Genomic DNA, 16466 nt, shown 5'->3' on the forward strand with positions numbered 1-16466 from the left:
TCGCCACTCACTATTCGCTATTCCGGAGGAATTCCTATGGGCATTGAAGGTATCGGCGCTCGGGTCGTGCGCAAGGAAGACAAACGCTTCATCACCGGCGCCGGCCGCTATGTCGACGACATGGTGGTTCCCGGCATGAAGCATGCCGCTTTCGTGCGCAGCCCGCACGCGCATGCTCAGATCAAGAAGATCGACGTCAGACGAGCGCAGGCGATGCCCGGCGTCATCGGCGTCTTGACCGGCAAGGAGCTCAAGGCCGACGGCATCGGCAACCTGATCTGCGGCTGGATGATCCATTCCAAGGACGGCTCGCCGATGAAGATGGGCGCGTGGTCGCCGCTGGCCGTCGACAAGGTGCGCTATGTCGGCGACGCGGTCGTCATCGTGGTGGCGGAAACCAAGGGCCAGGCCCGCGACGCGGCCGAAGCGGTCGAGATCACCTACAAGGAATTGAAGGCGGTGGTCGATGCCACCAAGGCGCTGCAAAAAGGTGCGCCGCAGGTCCATGCCGAAGCCGAGGACAATCTTATCTTCGACTGGGAGATCGGCGATGCCAAGGCGACCGACGCGGCGATCCAGGCGGCGGCCCATGTCACCCGCATGAAGATCGTCAACAACCGGCTGGTTCCCAACGCCATGGAGCCGCGCGCGGCCCTTGGCCATTACGACAAGGCCGAGGACCATTTTACCTGTTGGACGACGTCGCAGAACCCGCATGTCGCGCGGCTGGTGATGAGCGCCTTCTACAATGTCGCGCCGGAAAACAAGCTGCGCGTCATTGCGCCCGATGTCGGCGGCGGCTTCGGCTCGAAGATCTACATCTATCCCGAAGAGATCGTCTGCCTGTGGGCGTCCAAGAAAACCGGCGTCCCGGTCAAATGGGTCGCCGACCGCACCGAAAGCTTCCTCACCGACGCACATGGCCGCGACCATGTCTCGACGGTCGAAATGGCGTTCGACAAGAACAACAAGATCACCGGCTTCAAAGTCGACACCATCGCCAATCTCGGCGCCTACATGTCGCTGTTCTCGTCTTGCGTGCCGACCTATCTCTACGCGACGCTGCTGTCGGGCCAGTACAACATCCCGACGATCCACGCCAATGTGCGCACCGTCTACACCAACACGGCACCCGTCGATGCCTATCGCGGGGCAGGGCGGCCGGAAGCCACGTATCTGCTCGAACGGACAATGGAGACCGCCGCGCGTGAACTTGGGGTCTCTCCGGCGGAGTTGCGGCGCATCAATTTCATCACCGAGTTTCCGCACCAGACGCCGGTCATCATGAACTATGACGCCGGCGACTATGGCGCTTCACTCGATGCGGCGACACAGGCGTCCGACTATGCCGGCTTTGCCAAGCGCAAAGCGGCGGCCGCCAGCCAGGGCAGACTGCGCGGCATCGGCATGAGCTGCTATATCGAGGCCTGCGGCATCGCGCCGTCGGCGGCGGTCGGTTCGCTCGGCGCCGGCGTCGGTCTGTGGGAATCGGCCGAGGTGCGGGTCAATGCCGTCGGCACGATCGAGGTGCTGACCGGCTCGCACAGCCACGGCCAGGGCCATGAGACGACCTTCGCGCAACTCGTCAACCAGCGTTTTGGCGTGCCACTGGACTCGGTCTCGATCGTCCATGGAGATACCGACAAGGTGCAGATGGGTATGGGCACCTACGGCTCGCGCTCGGGCGCGGTCGGCATGTCGGCAATTGCCAAGGCGCTCGACAAGGTCGAGGCCAAGGCCAAGAAAATCGCCGCCCATCTGCTCGAGGCCGACGAGGGCGACATCGTCATCGAGAATGGCGAGGTCAAGGTTGCCGGCACCGACAAGAGCCTGCCCTGGTTCCAGGTGGCTCTTGCCGCCTACACCGCTCACAATCTGCCGGCAGGCATGGAGCCGGGACTGAAGGAAACCGCCTTCTACGATCCGGCGAACTTCACTTTCCCGGCCGGCTGCTACATCTGCGAGGTCGAGATCGATCCGGAAACCGGCACGACCGAGATCGTCCAGTTCGTCGCCGCGGACGATTTCGGCAACATCATCAACCCGATGATCGTCGAGGGCCAGGTGCATGGCGGCATCGCCCAGGGCATCGGCCAGGCGCTGCTGGAAGGCGCTCACTATGACGATAGCGGGCAGCTTTTGACGGCGAGCTACATGGACTACACCATGCCCCGCGCGGACGACCTGCCGTCATTCAAGGTGTCGACCTCGAACACGCCGTGTCCGAGCAATCCGCTCGGCATCAAGGGCTGTGGCGAGGCCGGCGCCATCGGCTCGCCGCCGGCGGTCATCAACGCCATCACCGACGCTTTGGGGATTGTGGACATCGCCATGCCGGCCTCGCCGTCGACGGTGTGGGCGGCGATACGGGCGAAGAAATGAGTGAGTAGGGAGTAGTGAGTAGGGAATGGGCATCGCCGGAGATGACAGCGTCCCTATTCCCTACTCACTACTGCCTAACCACTTCAAGGGAGGATCCCATGTACGCAGTCAACTACCACCGCGCCGCCTCGGTCGTCGACGCCGCCAAGCTGGTGAAGAGCGGCGACGCCAGGCTTTTGTCAGGCGGCATGACGCTGATCCCGGCGATGAAGACGCGGCTCGCCGCACCGTCCGACCTGATCGACCTGTCGCGGATCAGGGAGTTGCAAGGCGTCAAGGTGTCGGGCAAGACCGTCACCATCGGCGCCGCCACAACCCATTACGACGTCGCCAATGACGAGAAGCTGCGGAAGGCCTGTCCGGCGCTTGCGCACCTTGCGTCGCTGATTGGCGATCCGGCGGTGCGCCACAAGGGCACGATCGGCGGCTCGGTCGCCAACAACGACCCAGCCGCCGATTATCCGGCGGCGCTCTTGGCGCTGGGCGCCACCATCGTCACCAACAAGCGCGAGGTTTCAGCCGCGAAATTCTTCACCGGCCTGTTCGAAACGGCGCTGAAAGAAGGCGAGATCATCACCGCGGTGAGTTTTACCGCGCCGGCCAAGGCTGCTTACGAAAAATTCCGCAACCCGGCCTCGCGCTATGCGATCGTCGGCGTGTTCGTGGCCAAGGGCAAGGACGGGGTCAGCGTTGCCGTCACCGGTGCCGGCGATGACGGTGTGTTCCGCTCGAAGGAGATCGAAGCCGCACTGGCGAAGAATTTTGCCGCATCGGCGCTCGACGGCGTGAAAGTGCCGGCTAAGAATTTGATGACCGACCTCCACGCTTCGGCCGAATACCGCGCCAATTTGATCGCCGTGATGGCCAAGCGCGCGGTGGCGGCAGCCAATGCCTGACATCATAAAGCTACTGACAAGGAAAGGGGCCATCGCGGCCCCTTTGTTCGTCTGCGGCGGGCTGTAACTGCCCAGTCCTTGCGGGTTCGCTGCCACGCGCAAATCCGTTGTTTCAGGTAATTCCCGTGCAAGAACAGGCGCATACTTCCCAAGGGACTGCCCAGCCCCATTCTCGCACTTGCACAATCTGATATTGCACTGCAATATGTATAGCTTGGCGGAACACGGGGTGGATTCTGCGCGCGGCGGTGTGAGCTGCGCCAAGATCTTGCGTCGTAGAGGATCGGCATGGCCGACATCTCCGCAGCGTCTGTTGCCCTGCCGCGGGCCACAGCCGACAAAGCAGCCAGAGCAAGACTGGCCTATCTCGATGGCTGGCGCGGGCTTTCGATCGCACTGGTGCTGATCGGCCATTTCTTCCCCGTTCCCGGGATCAATCTCGGCGTGCTCGGCGTCGAGTTCTTCTTCGTGCTTTCAGGCCGGCTGATGGGCGAGATCCTGTTCATCGAACGCTTTCCGCTGAAAAAATTCTTCAAGCGCCGCTTTTCGCGCATCTATCCCGCGCTGCTGGTGTTCGTGACATCAGCCATGATCGGGCTCTCCGGCACCTTTATCGGCTTCAAATGGAAGGCGGCGCTGACGGCGCTGACATTCACCTACAACTATGCCGGAATTCTCATCACCCGCGCCGGCGCGCTCGACCACATCTGGTCGCTATGCGTGGAAGAGCATGCCTACATCATCCTGGCGCTGATCAGCGTGGTGGTGACCGGGCGGGGTAATGTCGTTCGGCTGCTGGTGACGCTGTCGCTGCTGGCGATGGCCAATGGCGCCATTTCGTACTGGGCACTCGGCATGGATTACGAGCACAGCTATTGGCGCACCGATGTGCATATCGCCTCGATCCTGCTGTCGGCATCGATCTGCCTGCTCAAGCACGATGACCGGCTGCCGGCATTCCTGACGAGCCCCTATGTCAGCCTCGTGTCGGCGGCGGCTATATTGCTGTTCCTCGATCCGGTGCCGACGCCGATCCATTACCTACTGGCGGTGCCGTTGCTGGCGCTTGCCGTCAATACGCTGGACACCAGCAACTGGCATCTTACCGGCCTGCTTTCATCCAGGCCGATGGTGATGATCGGGCTATGGTCGTACTCGCTCTATCTCTGGCAACAGCCCTTCTACAAATTCGTCGCCGAGCAGGGCAGTGCACCGATCCCGATGCTGGCGGCTGTCTTCGCCTGTGCATTATGCAGCTACTATCTGGTCGAGAAGCCCGCGCGGGCCTGGCTGAACCGGAATTGGTGACAGGCGGGCCACAAGGGCCTGTGGCGCCCAGCGATGTGTCAGCCCGCGATCTGCCTGAGGTAGTAGCGCACGGTCTTCTGGCCGCCATGGATCGCCGCTTCGCCGACCTCGCCGAAGCCAAGCGCCGCATGGAAGGCGTCCGAAGCCGGATTGGGCGGTTCGACATTGACCTCGCAGGTGACGATGCTGTGGCCCGCGCGGGCGACTTCCCCGAACAGATCCTCGTAGAGCCGGCGGGCATGGCCGCGGCCGCGCGCTTGCGCCGCGACGACGACGCGGTCGACATAGACGAAGCGTGGATAGCGCTCGCGGAACCAGAGGAAATTCGGGCTGTCGTAGGCCGCACTCTGGTCGAAGGTCATGATGAAGGCTTCGAGCGTGCCGATGCGCCTGACGTAAAACGCTTCGCCAAGCAGGAAGGACAGCCGTTCCGGCTCGAGCCATGACAGTTCGGCGGCGTGCTCGTTGTTGAGTGCGAGGATGGCTGCTTCGTCCTGAGGCGAGACACGGCTGATCGGCGACGGCCCAGTCACGGCTTCGCTCATCATGCTCTGGCCGCCGCAATCGTCGCGGCAACCAGCGCCCCATCGGTGACTGTGGTGCGGTATTCGCGGTCCAGATCGCCGCCGCCCATGCCGACTTGCGGGTTGCGGTAGGCCATGGCGCTCGGTACGTCCTTGAGCGCGGCGAAATGCAGTTCCGTCAGCCCGGTTGATGCCAGCACCCCGGCGATGTTTTCGGGGTCCAGCGCGCCGCAGCCGAGGATGATGATGCGGCCGTCGGCCTGGCGGACGAGATCCGCCAACAGGCCGGCGCCTTCCACCGCGGTGTCCCTCTGGCCGCTGGTCAGCACGCGGCCGACCTTGCAGCGGATCAGCGCTTCCAGCGCCTCGGCCGGGTCGCGCGTCATGTCGAAGGCGCGGTGGCAGGTGACGGCGAGCGGACCGGCGGCATCGACCAGTGCGCCCATGCGGGTTTCATCGATGGTGCCGTCGGCATTGAGGCAACCGACGACGACACCGGCGACGCCGAGGTCACGAAGCGCTGCGACATCGGCGAGCATCGAGCTGTATTCGGCCTCGCTGTAGAGGAAATCGCCGCCGCGCGGCCGCACGATGACATGGAAGGGAATTGTCGCGCTCTCGAGTGCGGCGCGCACCGTGCCGAGGCTGGGCGTGATGCCGCCTTCGACCAGGCTGGCGCAGAGCTCGACCCGGTCGGCGCCGGCGGCCTGCGCAGCCAGCAGTCCATCGATGCCTTCGACGCAGATTTCGATCAGGGGGCGAGCATTTCCGGCCAAGGGGCGATCCTTCATGATTGCATGACGGCCAGCCCTAGCATCGGCTCGGTTGGTGGGGAAGCCGGAACAGCCAGTCGCTGCTTGGGCCAGCCCGGCAACCCGGCCGATCCGCAATTACTGGCGCAGCACCGTGTTCTTGGCGCCTTGTTCGACCTGGTCGATGACCAGCAGCTTGACCGGGCCGTCGCCGATGTTGGTGGCCTGGTGCCACTGGCCGATCATCTCGATGATGAAATCGCCCGTCTTGTAGGTGTTGCTGTTGCCGGTCTCGACATTCGTCACTTTGAGTGTCCCGGCCTCGACATAGGCGTAGCGGGCAAACGGGTGCTTGTGCACCGGCAGAGTGGCACCGACCGCAATGTCATAGGTTGAAACCAGGACCTGGACATTTTTCTGCGGCAGCACGATCGGCTGGCTGGACGCCGTCTGGCTGCGATCGGCAAGCGGTGTGACGACAACCGGCGGGATGGTACTGTCCAGCGCCCGAGCGGGGTTTGCAGATAGCGCTGCCGCGAACAGCAGCATCGATGCCAGGATCTTTCGCATGGTTCCTCCAGGTTTTACCGCCACCGCGCGGCGCGACGCCAAAGTTCTAACTCTCGTCAGTTACTGGAGACACAACGTCATCCGCCGGTGCCGTCGTCCATCATCGTATTCGTGAGCGCTTCATAGATGTTGCTGCATACCTGAGACCGCGGACAGTGTTTTACGATGAATGCCGGCACGACAGTCAGTGCGGCGGCGATCAGGATTTGCAGGAAGAGAGGAGCAGGCTCGAAGCGTTTGCCAAACAAGGCTCGGCAAGCGAAGTAGAGACTTTGAGCCAGGCACGCCCAGACAAGGACATGCAACAGCGTGCTCGTTGCTCTTGCATAGGGCGTTATGTATCCGTCGGGAAAGCCGACCATGCCAAGGTCGACGAGCCACTGCAGAGCCAGCAGGCAGGACAGGCATGCCCACAGAAAGGGCGCTACGCGGGTAACTAAAATTCTGCTGCGGTCAACGCTCATGTGCAATCGAAGCACAACAGCGCTCGGCCTTCCAGAGCGGCTGCTGCGTGGCTTGGAGTATCGCCTATTTCAGAGTGCGCAGCGTGATGGAGTAGCGGTGACCGGCGACCGGCGGAATGCTGTGCTCCCACTCGTGGCGCGCCGGACCGTCCATGAGATAGAGGGACCTCGGTTCGACCTCGATCGTCTCGCGATCCCATTTGGAGCCGTTTTTGCGGCGCAGCCGAAAGCTGCAGGGCGCCAGCAGCGAGACGCCGGCGACGAGATCGAAATGCGGCTTGTCGCGATGCCAACCTATGCCCGCGCCCGGCGGATACTCGTTGATGAGCACTTGGGCGAATTCCGTGGCCTGCCTGCCGGCAAAATCCGCGACCTTGTCGCGAAGCGGCAGCAGGAATTTCGGGATGGGCGGCGCTTCGACGACCTGGCGCCGGTCGTAGTCGTAGCGCCAGCCGAAGCCGGCGACCTGCCGGTTGGCAAGGTGGCCGTGGAAATCGAACGGCTTGAAGGACAGTTCATTGAGGTGACGGACCAGTTCCGCCTCTTCGTCCGTTGTGATCAGGCTAGGCCGGTAAGAAAATCCTTCCGGCAGCGTGTCGGCCGCGCCGAAGAGATCGCCCTGGCTGGCATACGCTGTTGTACTGGATTTCGTCTGTGCCATCTGACGGAGAGATAGGAAGCCTCGCCACCCGGGCAAGATTCGGCGTTGTGGTGCGCCTCCCTGTCGGAACCTCCGCATCGTTGCGGCATTACGCATGTTCGAAGCAGGATTTGGGGCGAAAGATTTGGGGACGAAGCAGGATTTCGACATGCCGTCCACCGCCATCCGCAACACCCATTACGACCCGTCGACGAAAATCCTCTCGGTCTGGTTCGTCCCGAGCGGAGCCCGCTACGACTATGAAGAGGTCGAGCCCGAGACCTATGCGGCGTTCCGGGCCGCCTTCTCGAAAGGGCAATTTTTCAACGAGTTCGTGCGCGACCGCTACCGGTTTCAATTGGTTGAAGAACGACGCCGGCGCGTGACTGGATCCTGAAGGCGCTACCAGGAGTCGCAGCGCAGGGATCGTTTTCGGGCTGGGAAGACCAGGGACCCAGGCAGCTATAGGCCCGCCACGTGCGAGCGGAATGCCAAACAGACGACCGCATGGCCTCATCAAAGCCCTGTTCAACTCCTCAATTCGTGGTAAGGTGATTATACCAGTTAATAACATGACGATCGGCGCGGCCGTCGTTTAATGCGGGAGTAGGGATAGATGACGACGATTGCGCTGTTCGGTGCCGGCGGCAAAATGGGTTACCGCCTGTCGACCAATTTTCGCGGATCGCCCTACACGGTACGCCATGTCGAGGTCAGCGAGGCCGGCCGCGAGCGGCTGAAGACCGGACTGGGCTTCGACGCGGTCAGTGCCGATGCGGCGCTCGACGGGGCGGATATTGTCATCCTGGCCGTTCCCGACACGCATATCGGCAAGGTGGCGGCTGATATCGAGAGCAAACTGGCGCCAGGCACAATGGTGATAGTGCTCGATGCGGCCGCACCCTTCGCCGGCCACCTGCCCAACCGGCCGGACCTGACCTATTTCGTCACCCATCCCTGTCATCCGCCGATCTTCAACGACGAGACCGACATAGCGGCCAAGAAGGACTATTTTGGTGGCGTCAAGGCCAAGCAGCATATGGTCAGCGCGCTGATGCAGGGACCGGAAGCGGATTACGCCAAGGGCGAGGCGGTCGCGAAAATCATCTGGGCGCCGGTCATGCGCTCGCACCGTGTCACTGTCGAACAGATGGCGCTGCTGGAGCCCGGTCTATCGGAGACGGTGTGCGCGTCACTGCTTGTCGTCATGAAGGAAGCCGTCGACGAGGTCGTCGCGCGAGGCGTCGACCAACAGGCGGCGCTCGACTTCCTGCTCGGCCACATGAACGTGCTCGGCGCCGTGATTTTCGGCGAGACCAAGGGCGTATTCTCGGATGCCTGCAACAAGGCGATCGAATTCGGCAAGCCGGTGCTGATGCGCGACGACTGGAAGCGGGTGTTCGAGCCCGAAGAGATCGCCGCGAGCATTCGGCGCATTACCTGAGACAGGCCGAGTCGGGCGCTTGCCGGAGCGCCTCGATGGCTCGACACACCCGCCACTACGAACAGATGTTTTGCTCAGTGGGAACATGTCACCTCAATTAGTGATTGACTCATCATACCAGTTGGCTTAGCTGTTGATGGCTTGGGCAAGGGTTCGCGGGAAGTACGAAGCCTGGGCGAGTGGAGGGACGGCGGGGGAGCAGCGATCGTTTGGAAGCCGGCACCGGCATTCAGCCTGAACCGATCGGCGGCCCGCGTTGCGCGATGAATTCGAATGCAGAGGCCTTGATTTATCAAGGCAATTTTTCAAACGGGAGGACATCATGAAACTCACACGCAGAATGACACTTGCGGCGTTCGCCGGCATGCTGGCGCTTGGCACGGCGGTACCCGCCTATGCGGCCGACCTCATTGCCATCATCACGCCCTCGCACGACAATCCGTTCTTCAAGGCGGAAGCCGTCGGCGCCGAAGCCAAGGCCAAGGAACTCGGCTACGAAGCGCTTGTGCTCGTCCATGATGACGACGCCAACAAGCAATCCGAATTGATCGATACGGCGATCGGTCGCGGCGCCAAGGCGATCATCCTCGACAATGCCGGCGCCGACGCCACTGTCGCTGCCGTGCAGAAGGCCAAGGACGCAGGCGTGCCGTCGTTCCTGATCGATCGCGAGATCAACGCCACCGGCGTCGCCGTGGCTCAGATCGTCTCCAACAACTACCAGGGCGCCCAGCTCGGCGCGCAGGAGTTCGTCAAGCTGATGGGCGAGAAGGGCAATTTCGTCGAGCTGGTCGGCAAGGAATCCGATACCAATGCCGGCATTCGCTCGAAGGGCTATCATGACGTCATCGACGATTATCCGGACCTGAAGATGGTCGCCCAGCAATCGGCCAACTGGAGCCAGACGGAAGCCTATTCCAAGATGGAATCGATCCTGCAGGCCAACCCGGATATCAAGGGCGTCATCTCCGGCAACGACACGATGGCCATGGGCGCGTATGCGGCGCTGGTTGCGGCGAACCGCAAGGACGTCATCGTCGTCGGTTTCGACGGATCCAACGACGTGCGCGATTCGATCACCGCGGGCGGCATCAAGGCAACCGTGCTGCAGCCGGCCTATGCGCAGGCGCAGATGGCGGTCGAGCAGGCCAACGACTTCATCAAGAACAAGAAGTCGCCCGAGAAGGAGAAGCAACTGATGGACTGCGTCCTGGTCAATGGCGACAATGCTGCCAAGCTGGAAACGTTTGCGCTGACCAACTGAGCCGGCGTGACATGAATAGCGAGGGGCGACCCAAGGGTCGTCCCTCGCCGCCATTTTCCGTGGGTGCCGACCACCATGCTGAACAACAAACCATCATGCTGAACAACAAGCCGAACTGGCCGATCCTTGTCGTTGCAGTCGGCATCAGCCTGACCGCCTGCAAGATCCTCCCGACCGCTTCGGGGGACAGCGGCAATGCCGTCGTCTTCAATCCTGACAGGATGGTCGAGGAGATCTGGGCCGCGAAGGTCGTACCTTACCTCCAGCAGAAAGCCGGGCCGTTTGCCCAGGTCCACGCTCTGGCGAAAACCGATCCTGCTTCCGCCGGCGCCAAATATGGCAATCCGAACAAGCAGGCGAATTCGCCATGGACCTTCGCGGTTCGCGTCGAGGGCAAGATCATCGCCGCCAACACGCAGTCGCGGGCAGCGACCATGGATGTCGATGTCGACGGCGACGGCAAGGCCGATGCGCGGGTGCAGATCGGACCGGCGATGCGGGGAACCGCGCTGCGCGACAGCCTCGATTTCATCCAGTTCAACGATTTTACCAACCAGATCGACTTTGCCCAGTTCGGCAAGGCGTTCAACGCCTATGCCGTCAAGGCCGTGCTTGCCAAACTGCCGCGTGACGCCCTGGAAGGCCGGACCGCCAAGGTTCTCGGTGCCTATACGCTCGAAAGCGGCCAGGACCTGCCGCTGGTGACACCGGCGGAGGCAGAGATCGGGCCGAATCCATGAGTGCCGCCGCCGCTCACGATGTCATCCTGAAGCTGGAAGACGTCTCGAAGGTCTATTCCGGCACCGTCGCGGTCAAGCGCGCGAATTTCGAGGTACGCAAGGGGGCGGTCAATGTGCTGGTCGGCGAAAACGGCGCCGGCAAATCGACGCTGATGAAGATTATCGCCGGCGTCGAACAGCCGACGCTCGGCCGGATCCTCCTGGAAGGGGAGGAGGTCTCCTTCTCGTCATCGGGCGACGCGGTGAACCGCGGCATCGGCATGGTGTTCCAGGAGCTGAACCTGTTTGGCAATATGACCGTCGCCGAGAACATCTTCGCCACGCGCGAGATCACCAACCGGTTCCGCAAGATCGACCGCAAGGAACAGGAGCGTCGCGCGGCGCAATTTCTCGAACGGCTGCAGGCCGGGATAAGGCCGGACATGCTGGTCGAGGATCTGCGCATCGGCCAGCAGCAGCTGGTCGAGATCGCCAAGGCGGTCTCGCTCGATGCACGCATCCTGATCATGGACGAGCCGACCTCGGCGCTGAGTGCGGCGGAAGTCGAGATCCTGTTCAAGGTGATCGCCGACCTCAAGGCGCGCGGCGTGGCCATCGTCTATATCTCGCACCGGCTGGAAGAGCTGATCCGCATCGGCGACTACATCACCGTGCTGCGCGATGGACACATCACCGGCCAGGAAGAGATGAAAAACGTCGACACCCGGTGGATCGTGCGGCAGATGATCGGCTCCGACGCCAAGGATTTCGCCAAGGCCGACGGCCATGTTCCCGGCGAAGAGATATTCCGCGCCGAGGACATCTGCCTGCCGCGCGCGACCGGCGGACTGGCGGTCGATCACGTCTCGCTGTCGCTGCGCGCCGGCGAGATCCTCGGCATATACGGCCTGATGGGCGCTGGGCGCAGCGAGCTGTTCGACTGCATCATGGGCCGCCATGGCCAGGCTACCGGCGCGATCTTCATCGCCGGCAAAAAGGTCAAGGAGCGCGACACGACGCGGCGTATCCGGCGCGGGCTGGCGCTGATCCCCGAAGACCGCCAACGCGAAGGGCTAGTCTCGATCCTGTCCGTCGCGAGCAATCTGACACTGGCCAGCCTGTCGCGTTTTGTCCGCCTGTTTCACATTCGCGGCGGCCACGAGAAGCAGGCGGTGACGCAGATGGTGCGGGAACTGGCGATCAAGGTCGCCGACCCGGCGCAGGAGGTCTCATCGCTGTCGGGCGGCAACCAGCAAAAGGTGGTGATCGGCAAGGCGCTGCTCACCGGGCCGAAGGTGCTGCTGATGGATGAGCCCAGCCGTGGCATCGATGTCGGCGCCAAGGCCGACGTCTTCCGCACCATGCGCAAACTATCGCGCGATGGGCTCGGTATTCTGTTCGCCACCTCGGATCTCGATGAGGTGATGGCGCTGTCCGATCGCATCGCGGTGATGAGCAATGGAAAACTGACGGGCATGTTCGATCGCTCCGAGGCGACGGAGGCAGCCCTTGTCGCCGCCTCGGCACTTGGCCACGGACCGACCCCGCACACGGAGAAAAGCGCCCATGACTGACATCCCGGCCAAGGCGGCTGTCTCCTCCGTCTCGAGCGGCTCGCTGCTGCTGACGCTGATGAAGGCGAGGACGTTCATCGCGCTGATCGCCGTCTTGATCTTCTTTTCGATCGCGGCGCCGAATTTCCTGTCGACCGCCAACCTGATCCTGATGTCGAAACATGTGGCGCTGAACGCCTTCCTCGCCATGGGCATGACCTTCGTCATCATCACCGGCGGCATCGATCTCTCAGTCGGCTCGATCGTCGGCCTGTGCGGCATGGTCGCCGGCTACCTCGTGCTCAACGGCATCGACCTGCAATTCGGCTACACCGTCTATTTCAACGTCGTCGAGATCGCGCTGATCACGCTGGCGGTCGGCATATTGATCGGCGCCGTCAACGGACTGCTGATCACCAGGCTGAACGTCGCGCCGTTCATCGCCACGCTCGGCGTGCTCTATGTCGCGCGCGGCCTGGCGTTGCTGTCGTCGGACGGCCGCACCTTCCCCAACCTCGTCGGCAAGCCGGAGCTTGGCACCACCGGGTTTGGTTTCCTCGGCGCCGGGCGGCTGCTCGGCCTGCCGGTGGCGATCTGGATACTGATCGTCGTTGCGCTGGCGGCGGCCTACCTCGCCAAATACACCCCGCTCGGCCGCCACATCTTCGCCGTCGGCGGCAATGAACGGGCGTCGCGAATTTCGGGCGTTCGTGTCAACATGGTGAAAATGTTCGTCTACATGTTCTCCGGCTTCTGCGCGGCGATCGTCGGCCTGATCATCTCGTCCGAACTGATGGCCTCGCACCCGGCAACAGGCGAAAGTTTCGAGCTCAACGCCATTGCGGCGGCGGTGCTCGGCGGCACCTCGATGTCGGGTGGGCGCGGCACGATCGGCGGCACCATTGTCGGCGCCTTCGTCATCGGCATTCTTTCGGACGGGTTGGTGATGATGGGCGTGAGTTCCTTCTGGCAGATGGTGATCAAGGGCCTTGTCATCATCGTCGCCGTCGTCGTCGACCAAGCGCAGCGCCGGCTGCAGAGCCGGGTGACGCTGATGCAGATGGCAAAGGCAGGCTGAGCATGGCGGAGTTGCGGGGAGGGCTCATCGGCTGCGGCTTCTTTGCCATCAACCAGATGCATGCCTGGCGCGACATTGAAGGCGCCGCGATGGTCGCCATTTGCGACCGCGACCCGGAGCGGCTGCGCATCATCGGCGACCAGTTCGGCATTGCGAAGCGCTACACCGACGCGGCAGAGGTGTTTGCAAGCGAAAGCCTCGACTTCGTCGATATCGCCACTACCGTTCCCAGCCATCGTCCGCTGGTCGAGATGGCGGCGCTGTACCGTGTGCCGGTGATTTGCCAAAAGCCGTTCGCGCCGACGCTTGCCGACGCCAAGGCGATGGTGAGGGCCTGCGTGGAAGCCGGCGTACCGCTGATGGTGCATGAGAATTTTCGCTGGCAGTCGGCGATCCAGGCGGTGCGTGCCGTGCTCGACAGCGGCGAGATCGGCACGCCGTTCTTCGGGCGCATCTCCTTCCGCTCTGCCTATGACGTGTTTTCCGGCCAGCCCTATCTCGCCAAGGGAAAGCGCTTCATCATCGAGGACCTCGGTATCCACAGTCTCGACATCGCCCGTTTTCTACTGGGCGACGTGTCGACGATCACGACGCGAACCGCGCGCATCAACCCCGGCATCGCGGGCGAAGATGTCGCGACGATGCTGATGGACCACAAGAGCGGGGCGACGTCAGTGGTCGACTGTAGCTACGCGACGAAGCTCGCCACCGAACCGTTTCCCGAAACGCTGATCGAGATCGACGGCAGCGACGGCACGATCCGCTTGGCGCAGGGATATCGGCTCACCGTCACCGGCAGGAGCGGCACGAAGATCACCGACGTTTCGCCGCCCGTACTCGCCTGGGCATCGCGCCCATGGCACAACATCCAGGAGAGCGTCGTCGCCATCCAGCAGCACTGGGTCGACTGCCTGGCAAAGGGAACCGAGCCGGCGACCTCGGGCGCCGACAATCTCAAGACATTCGCGCTGGTCGAGGCGGCCTATCTGGGCGCCGCGAGCCACGAACCTGTCCACCTGGATGGCTTGCTGACATGACAGCCGACGCCTTCCTCCTATACGGCACACGCGTGGTCGAGGCCGAGCCGGTCAGGCTGAGTGCGGGCTTGCTCAGCGCCGACTTTGTCAACGGCAGCCTGCGCACCATCCGTTACGGCGGCATCGAAGTGCTGCGCGCCATCGCCTACATCGTGCGCGACCGCGACTGGGGCACTTACGAGCCTGAACTGACCGACCTTGCCGTCGATCAGGACGCCGACAGCTTCTCCGTCAGCTACTCCGCAAGTTGCTTAGCGCCGGGCGGAAGCCGGCTCGACCTTCGCGCTACGATCAAGGGCTCCGCCAACGGTCACCTGGTCTTCGACGTCAGCGCGGTCCCTGAAAGCGATTTCGAGACCAATCGCTGCGGCTTCTGCATCCTGCATCCGATCGCCGGCCTCTCCGGAAGCCCGGTGACGGTCGAGCATACGGACGGCAGCTTGGTGGCGGCGAAGCTGCCGCTGTTGATCGATCCCTGGCAGCCTTTCAAGGATTTGCGCGCGATCACCCATGAAGTCCGGCCGGGCATCACTGCCGAATGCCGGATGGAAGGCGACACTTTCGAGATGGAGGACCAGCGCAACTGGTCGGACGCGTCATACAAGACCTATGTGCGGCCGCTGGCGCTGCCATGGCCCTATGTGCTGCCGGCCGGCCAAACTGTAAGCCAGACGGTCAGCCTTCGCATCACCGGCGAGGGGGGAATGCCGGCCGCAGCATCTGCCGCCGAACCGGTCAGCGTCGAACTCGGCGAGACCGGGCAGAGGCTGCCGGATCTCGGCGTGATCATCTACCCGGATGAGGTCGAAGCAGCGCTCGCAAATCTTTCGACATTGACCGAGCTCGGCCCGCAGCAACTTGTCTTCCACTACGATCCGACGCGCGGCCACGGTCTCGAAGCATTGCAGTCTTATGCAAGGCTCACCGCCGCCTATCCGGTGCAGACGACGCTGGAATGCGTCGTTGCCTGCGCGGGCGACCTCGATGCCGAGCTGTCAGGCGTTGCCGACATGGTGCGTCAAGCCGGGTTGAAGCTTTCGGCCATTGCCGTCTCGCCTTCGGTTGACCGGCAGTCGACACCGCCGGGCAGTGCGTGGCCGGACTGTCCGCCGCTCGAAGACGTCTATGACGCGGCGCGGCGCGCCTTTCCCGATATCCGGCTTGGTGGCGGCATGTTCAGCTATTTCACCGAGCTCAACCGCAAGCGCGTGCCGGGGGGCCTGCTCGATTTCGTCACCCACTGCACGTGCCCGATCGTGCACGCCGCCGACGATCTCAGCGTCATGCAGTCACTGGAGGCGCTGCCCTTCATCACCGCGTCGGCGCGGGCGATCTTCGGGGCAAAGCCTTACCGCATCGGTCCGTCGACGATCGCCATGCGCCAGAACCCCTATGGCGGCGCGACCAAGGGCAATCCCGGGGGACAGCGCATCGCCATGGCCGATCGCGACCCTCGCCATGCCGGCCTCTTCGCAGCCGCATGGGCGATCGGCTATGCCGCGCGCGTGGCGCCGGCTGGGCTGGAACTGCTCACGCTGTCCGGCTTCGCCGGGCCCTTCGGCGTGCTCGCAGCATCCGGCGAACCCGTCGCGGAAGGATCGCCTCGGCCGATCTTCGGTGCCATCAAGGGGGTTTGCGAACTGGCCGGCCTTGCGCATGTGGCGGCAAGGACGAGCGATCAGACGAAGGTGCTGGCGCTGGCCGGCCGCTCCGCTTCGGGCAAGACCGTGGCGTGGCTGGCGAACCTGACGGCGAACGACGTGACGGTCGACATCTCAGCGTTTGGCCGAGGCCAACTGGTGATGACCCCTTACGCGATCACGCGGATCGGCTGA

16 protein-coding genes are annotated in these 16466 nt (G+C 63.1%); 11 read left to right on the top strand and 5 right to left on the bottom strand.

Annotated elements, in window-relative coordinates; translation table 11 throughout:
• Positions 1-36 precede the first annotated feature (36 nt).
• The 3 genes from NKH35_RS11810 to NKH35_RS11820 all read left to right on the top strand — a co-directional run bounded on the left by NKH35_RS11810 (position 37) and on the right by NKH35_RS11820 (position 4586).
• On the top strand, positions 37-2382 hold the full coding sequence (locus NKH35_RS11810; RefSeq protein WP_023688177.1) for a xanthine dehydrogenase family protein molybdopterin-binding subunit: 2346 nt from the start codon (positions 37-39) through the stop codon (positions 2380-2382).
• Between the two features lie 98 nt (positions 2383-2480).
• On the top strand, positions 2481-3278 hold the full coding sequence (locus NKH35_RS11815) for an FAD binding domain-containing protein (protein ID WP_023733719.1): 798 nt from the start codon (positions 2481-2483) through the stop codon (positions 3276-3278).
• A gap of 288 nt (positions 3279-3566) precedes the next feature.
• Positions 3567-4586, top strand: coding sequence for an acyltransferase family protein (locus NKH35_RS11820; protein WP_023672621.1), 1020 nt, complete (start codon positions 3567-3569; stop codon positions 4584-4586).
• Between the two features lie 38 nt (positions 4587-4624).
• On the opposite strand, the gene NKH35_RS11825 is transcribed toward NKH35_RS11820, so the two are convergent.
• The 5 genes from NKH35_RS11825 to NKH35_RS11845 all read right to left on the bottom strand — a co-directional run bounded on the left by NKH35_RS11825 (position 4625) and on the right by NKH35_RS11845 (position 7557).
• On the bottom strand, positions 4625-5131 hold the full coding sequence (locus tag NKH35_RS11825; RefSeq protein ID WP_352914674.1) for a GNAT family N-acetyltransferase: 507 nt from the start codon (positions 5129-5131) through the stop codon (positions 4625-4627).
• Positions 5131-5901, bottom strand: a complete 771-nt coding sequence (locus NKH35_RS11830; RefSeq protein ID WP_488377191.1) for a copper homeostasis protein CutC — start codon at positions 5899-5901, stop codon at positions 5131-5133. The genes NKH35_RS11825 and NKH35_RS11830 overlap by 1 nt, the downstream gene beginning before the upstream one ends.
• A gap of 99 nt (positions 5902-6000) precedes the next feature.
• Entirely contained in the window at positions 6001-6432 is a 432-nt protein-coding gene (locus tag NKH35_RS11835; protein ID WP_023805422.1) for a cupin domain-containing protein, read from the bottom strand.
• Between the two features lie 77 nt (positions 6433-6509).
• Positions 6510-6896, bottom strand: coding sequence for a hypothetical protein (locus NKH35_RS11840; RefSeq protein WP_023697647.1), 387 nt, complete (start codon positions 6894-6896; stop codon positions 6510-6512).
• A gap of 64 nt (positions 6897-6960) precedes the next feature.
• A complete protein-coding gene (locus NKH35_RS11845; protein ID WP_023805421.1) occupies positions 6961-7557 on the bottom strand; it encodes an alpha-ketoglutarate-dependent dioxygenase AlkB in 597 nt (198 codons plus the stop codon).
• A gap of 148 nt (positions 7558-7705) precedes the next feature.
• On the opposite strand from NKH35_RS11845, the gene NKH35_RS11850 reads away from it, so the two are divergent.
• The 8 genes from NKH35_RS11850 to apnL all read left to right on the top strand — a co-directional run bounded on the left by NKH35_RS11850 (position 7706) and on the right by apnL (position 16466).
• Positions 7706-7933, top strand: a complete 228-nt coding sequence (locus NKH35_RS11850) for a KTSC domain-containing protein (RefSeq protein ID WP_352914618.1) — start codon at positions 7706-7708, stop codon at positions 7931-7933.
• Positions 7934-8152: 219 nt separating this feature from the next.
• Positions 8153-8980: a phosphogluconate dehydrogenase C-terminal domain-containing protein gene (locus NKH35_RS11855; RefSeq protein ID WP_023733715.1), complete on the top strand. Its 828-nt coding sequence runs from the start codon at positions 8153-8155 to the stop codon at positions 8978-8980.
• A gap of 322 nt (positions 8981-9302) precedes the next feature.
• Positions 9303-10244 (top strand): D-ribose ABC transporter substrate-binding protein, encoded by a 942-nt coding sequence (locus tag NKH35_RS11860; protein ID WP_023733714.1) that lies wholly within the window; start codon positions 9303-9305, stop codon positions 10242-10244.
• A 95-nt stretch (positions 10245-10339) separates the two neighbouring features.
• Entirely contained in the window at positions 10340-10984 is a 645-nt protein-coding gene (locus tag NKH35_RS11865; protein WP_023733713.1) for a DUF2291 family protein, read from the top strand.
• Positions 10981-12537, top strand: a complete 1557-nt coding sequence (locus NKH35_RS11870) for a sugar ABC transporter ATP-binding protein (protein WP_023710720.1) — start codon at positions 10981-10983, stop codon at positions 12535-12537. Before NKH35_RS11865 ends, NKH35_RS11870 begins: the two co-directional genes overlap by 4 nt.
• Positions 12530-13594 carry an ABC transporter permease gene (locus NKH35_RS11875; protein ID WP_023688190.1) on the top strand — a complete coding sequence of 355 codons (1065 nt, stop codon included), beginning with the start codon at positions 12530-12532 and terminating at the stop codon, positions 13592-13594. Before NKH35_RS11870 ends, NKH35_RS11875 begins: the two co-directional genes overlap by 8 nt.
• 2 nt (positions 13595-13596) lie before the next feature.
• Positions 13597-14631, top strand: a complete 1035-nt coding sequence (locus NKH35_RS11880) for a Gfo/Idh/MocA family protein (protein WP_352914622.1) — start codon at positions 13597-13599, stop codon at positions 14629-14631.
• On the top strand, positions 14628-16466 hold the full coding sequence (gene apnL, locus NKH35_RS11885; RefSeq protein ID WP_352914625.1) for a D-apionate lactonase: 1839 nt from the start codon (positions 14628-14630) through the stop codon (positions 16464-16466). The genes NKH35_RS11880 and apnL overlap by 4 nt, the downstream gene beginning before the upstream one ends.

It is taken from the genome of Mesorhizobium sp. M1143 (assembly GCF_040318435.1).
In the GTDB taxonomy this organism is placed as follows: domain Bacteria; phylum Pseudomonadota; class Alphaproteobacteria; order Rhizobiales; family Rhizobiaceae; genus Mesorhizobium.

What these genes read in the sequence shown, in the direction of transcription:
- NKH35_RS11810 (WP_023688177.1), top strand. Translation starts at nt 37, where the DNA reads ATGGGCATTGAAGGTATCGGCGCTCGGGTCGTGCGCAAGGAAGACAAA.
- NKH35_RS11815 (WP_023733719.1), top strand. Translation starts at nt 2,481, where the DNA reads ATGTACGCAGTCAACTACCACCGCGCCGCCTCGGTCGTCGACGCCGCC.
- NKH35_RS11820 (WP_023672621.1), top strand. Translation starts at nt 3,567, where the DNA reads ATGGCCGACATCTCCGCAGCGTCTGTTGCCCTGCCGCGGGCCACAGCC.
- NKH35_RS11825 (WP_352914674.1), bottom strand. Translation starts at nt 5,131, where the DNA reads ATGAGCGAAGCCGTGACTGGGCCGTCGCCGATCAGCCGTGTCTCGCCT.
- NKH35_RS11830 (WP_488377191.1), bottom strand. Translation starts at nt 5,901, where the DNA reads ATGAAGGATCGCCCCTTGGCCGGAAATGCTCGCCCCCTGATCGAAATC.
- NKH35_RS11835 (WP_023805422.1), bottom strand. Translation starts at nt 6,432, where the DNA reads ATGCGAAAGATCCTGGCATCGATGCTGCTGTTCGCGGCAGCGCTATCT.
- NKH35_RS11840 (WP_023697647.1), bottom strand. Translation starts at nt 6,896, where the DNA reads ATGAGCGTTGACCGCAGCAGAATTTTAGTTACCCGCGTAGCGCCCTTT.
- NKH35_RS11845 (WP_023805421.1), bottom strand. Translation starts at nt 7,557, where the DNA reads ATGGCACAGACGAAATCCAGTACAACAGCGTATGCCAGCCAGGGCGAT.
- NKH35_RS11850 (WP_352914618.1), top strand. Translation starts at nt 7,706, where the DNA reads ATGCCGTCCACCGCCATCCGCAACACCCATTACGACCCGTCGACGAAA.
- NKH35_RS11855 (WP_023733715.1), top strand. Translation starts at nt 8,153, where the DNA reads ATGACGACGATTGCGCTGTTCGGTGCCGGCGGCAAAATGGGTTACCGC.
- NKH35_RS11860 (WP_023733714.1), top strand. Translation starts at nt 9,303, where the DNA reads ATGAAACTCACACGCAGAATGACACTTGCGGCGTTCGCCGGCATGCTG.
- NKH35_RS11865 (WP_023733713.1), top strand. Translation starts at nt 10,340, where the DNA reads ATGCTGAACAACAAGCCGAACTGGCCGATCCTTGTCGTTGCAGTCGGC.
- NKH35_RS11870 (WP_023710720.1), top strand. Translation starts at nt 10,981, where the DNA reads ATGAGTGCCGCCGCCGCTCACGATGTCATCCTGAAGCTGGAAGACGTC.
- NKH35_RS11875 (WP_023688190.1), top strand. Translation starts at nt 12,530, where the DNA reads ATGACTGACATCCCGGCCAAGGCGGCTGTCTCCTCCGTCTCGAGCGGC.
- NKH35_RS11880 (WP_352914622.1), top strand. Translation starts at nt 13,597, where the DNA reads ATGGCGGAGTTGCGGGGAGGGCTCATCGGCTGCGGCTTCTTTGCCATC.
- apnL (WP_352914625.1), top strand. Translation starts at nt 14,628, where the DNA reads ATGACAGCCGACGCCTTCCTCCTATACGGCACACGCGTGGTCGAGGCC.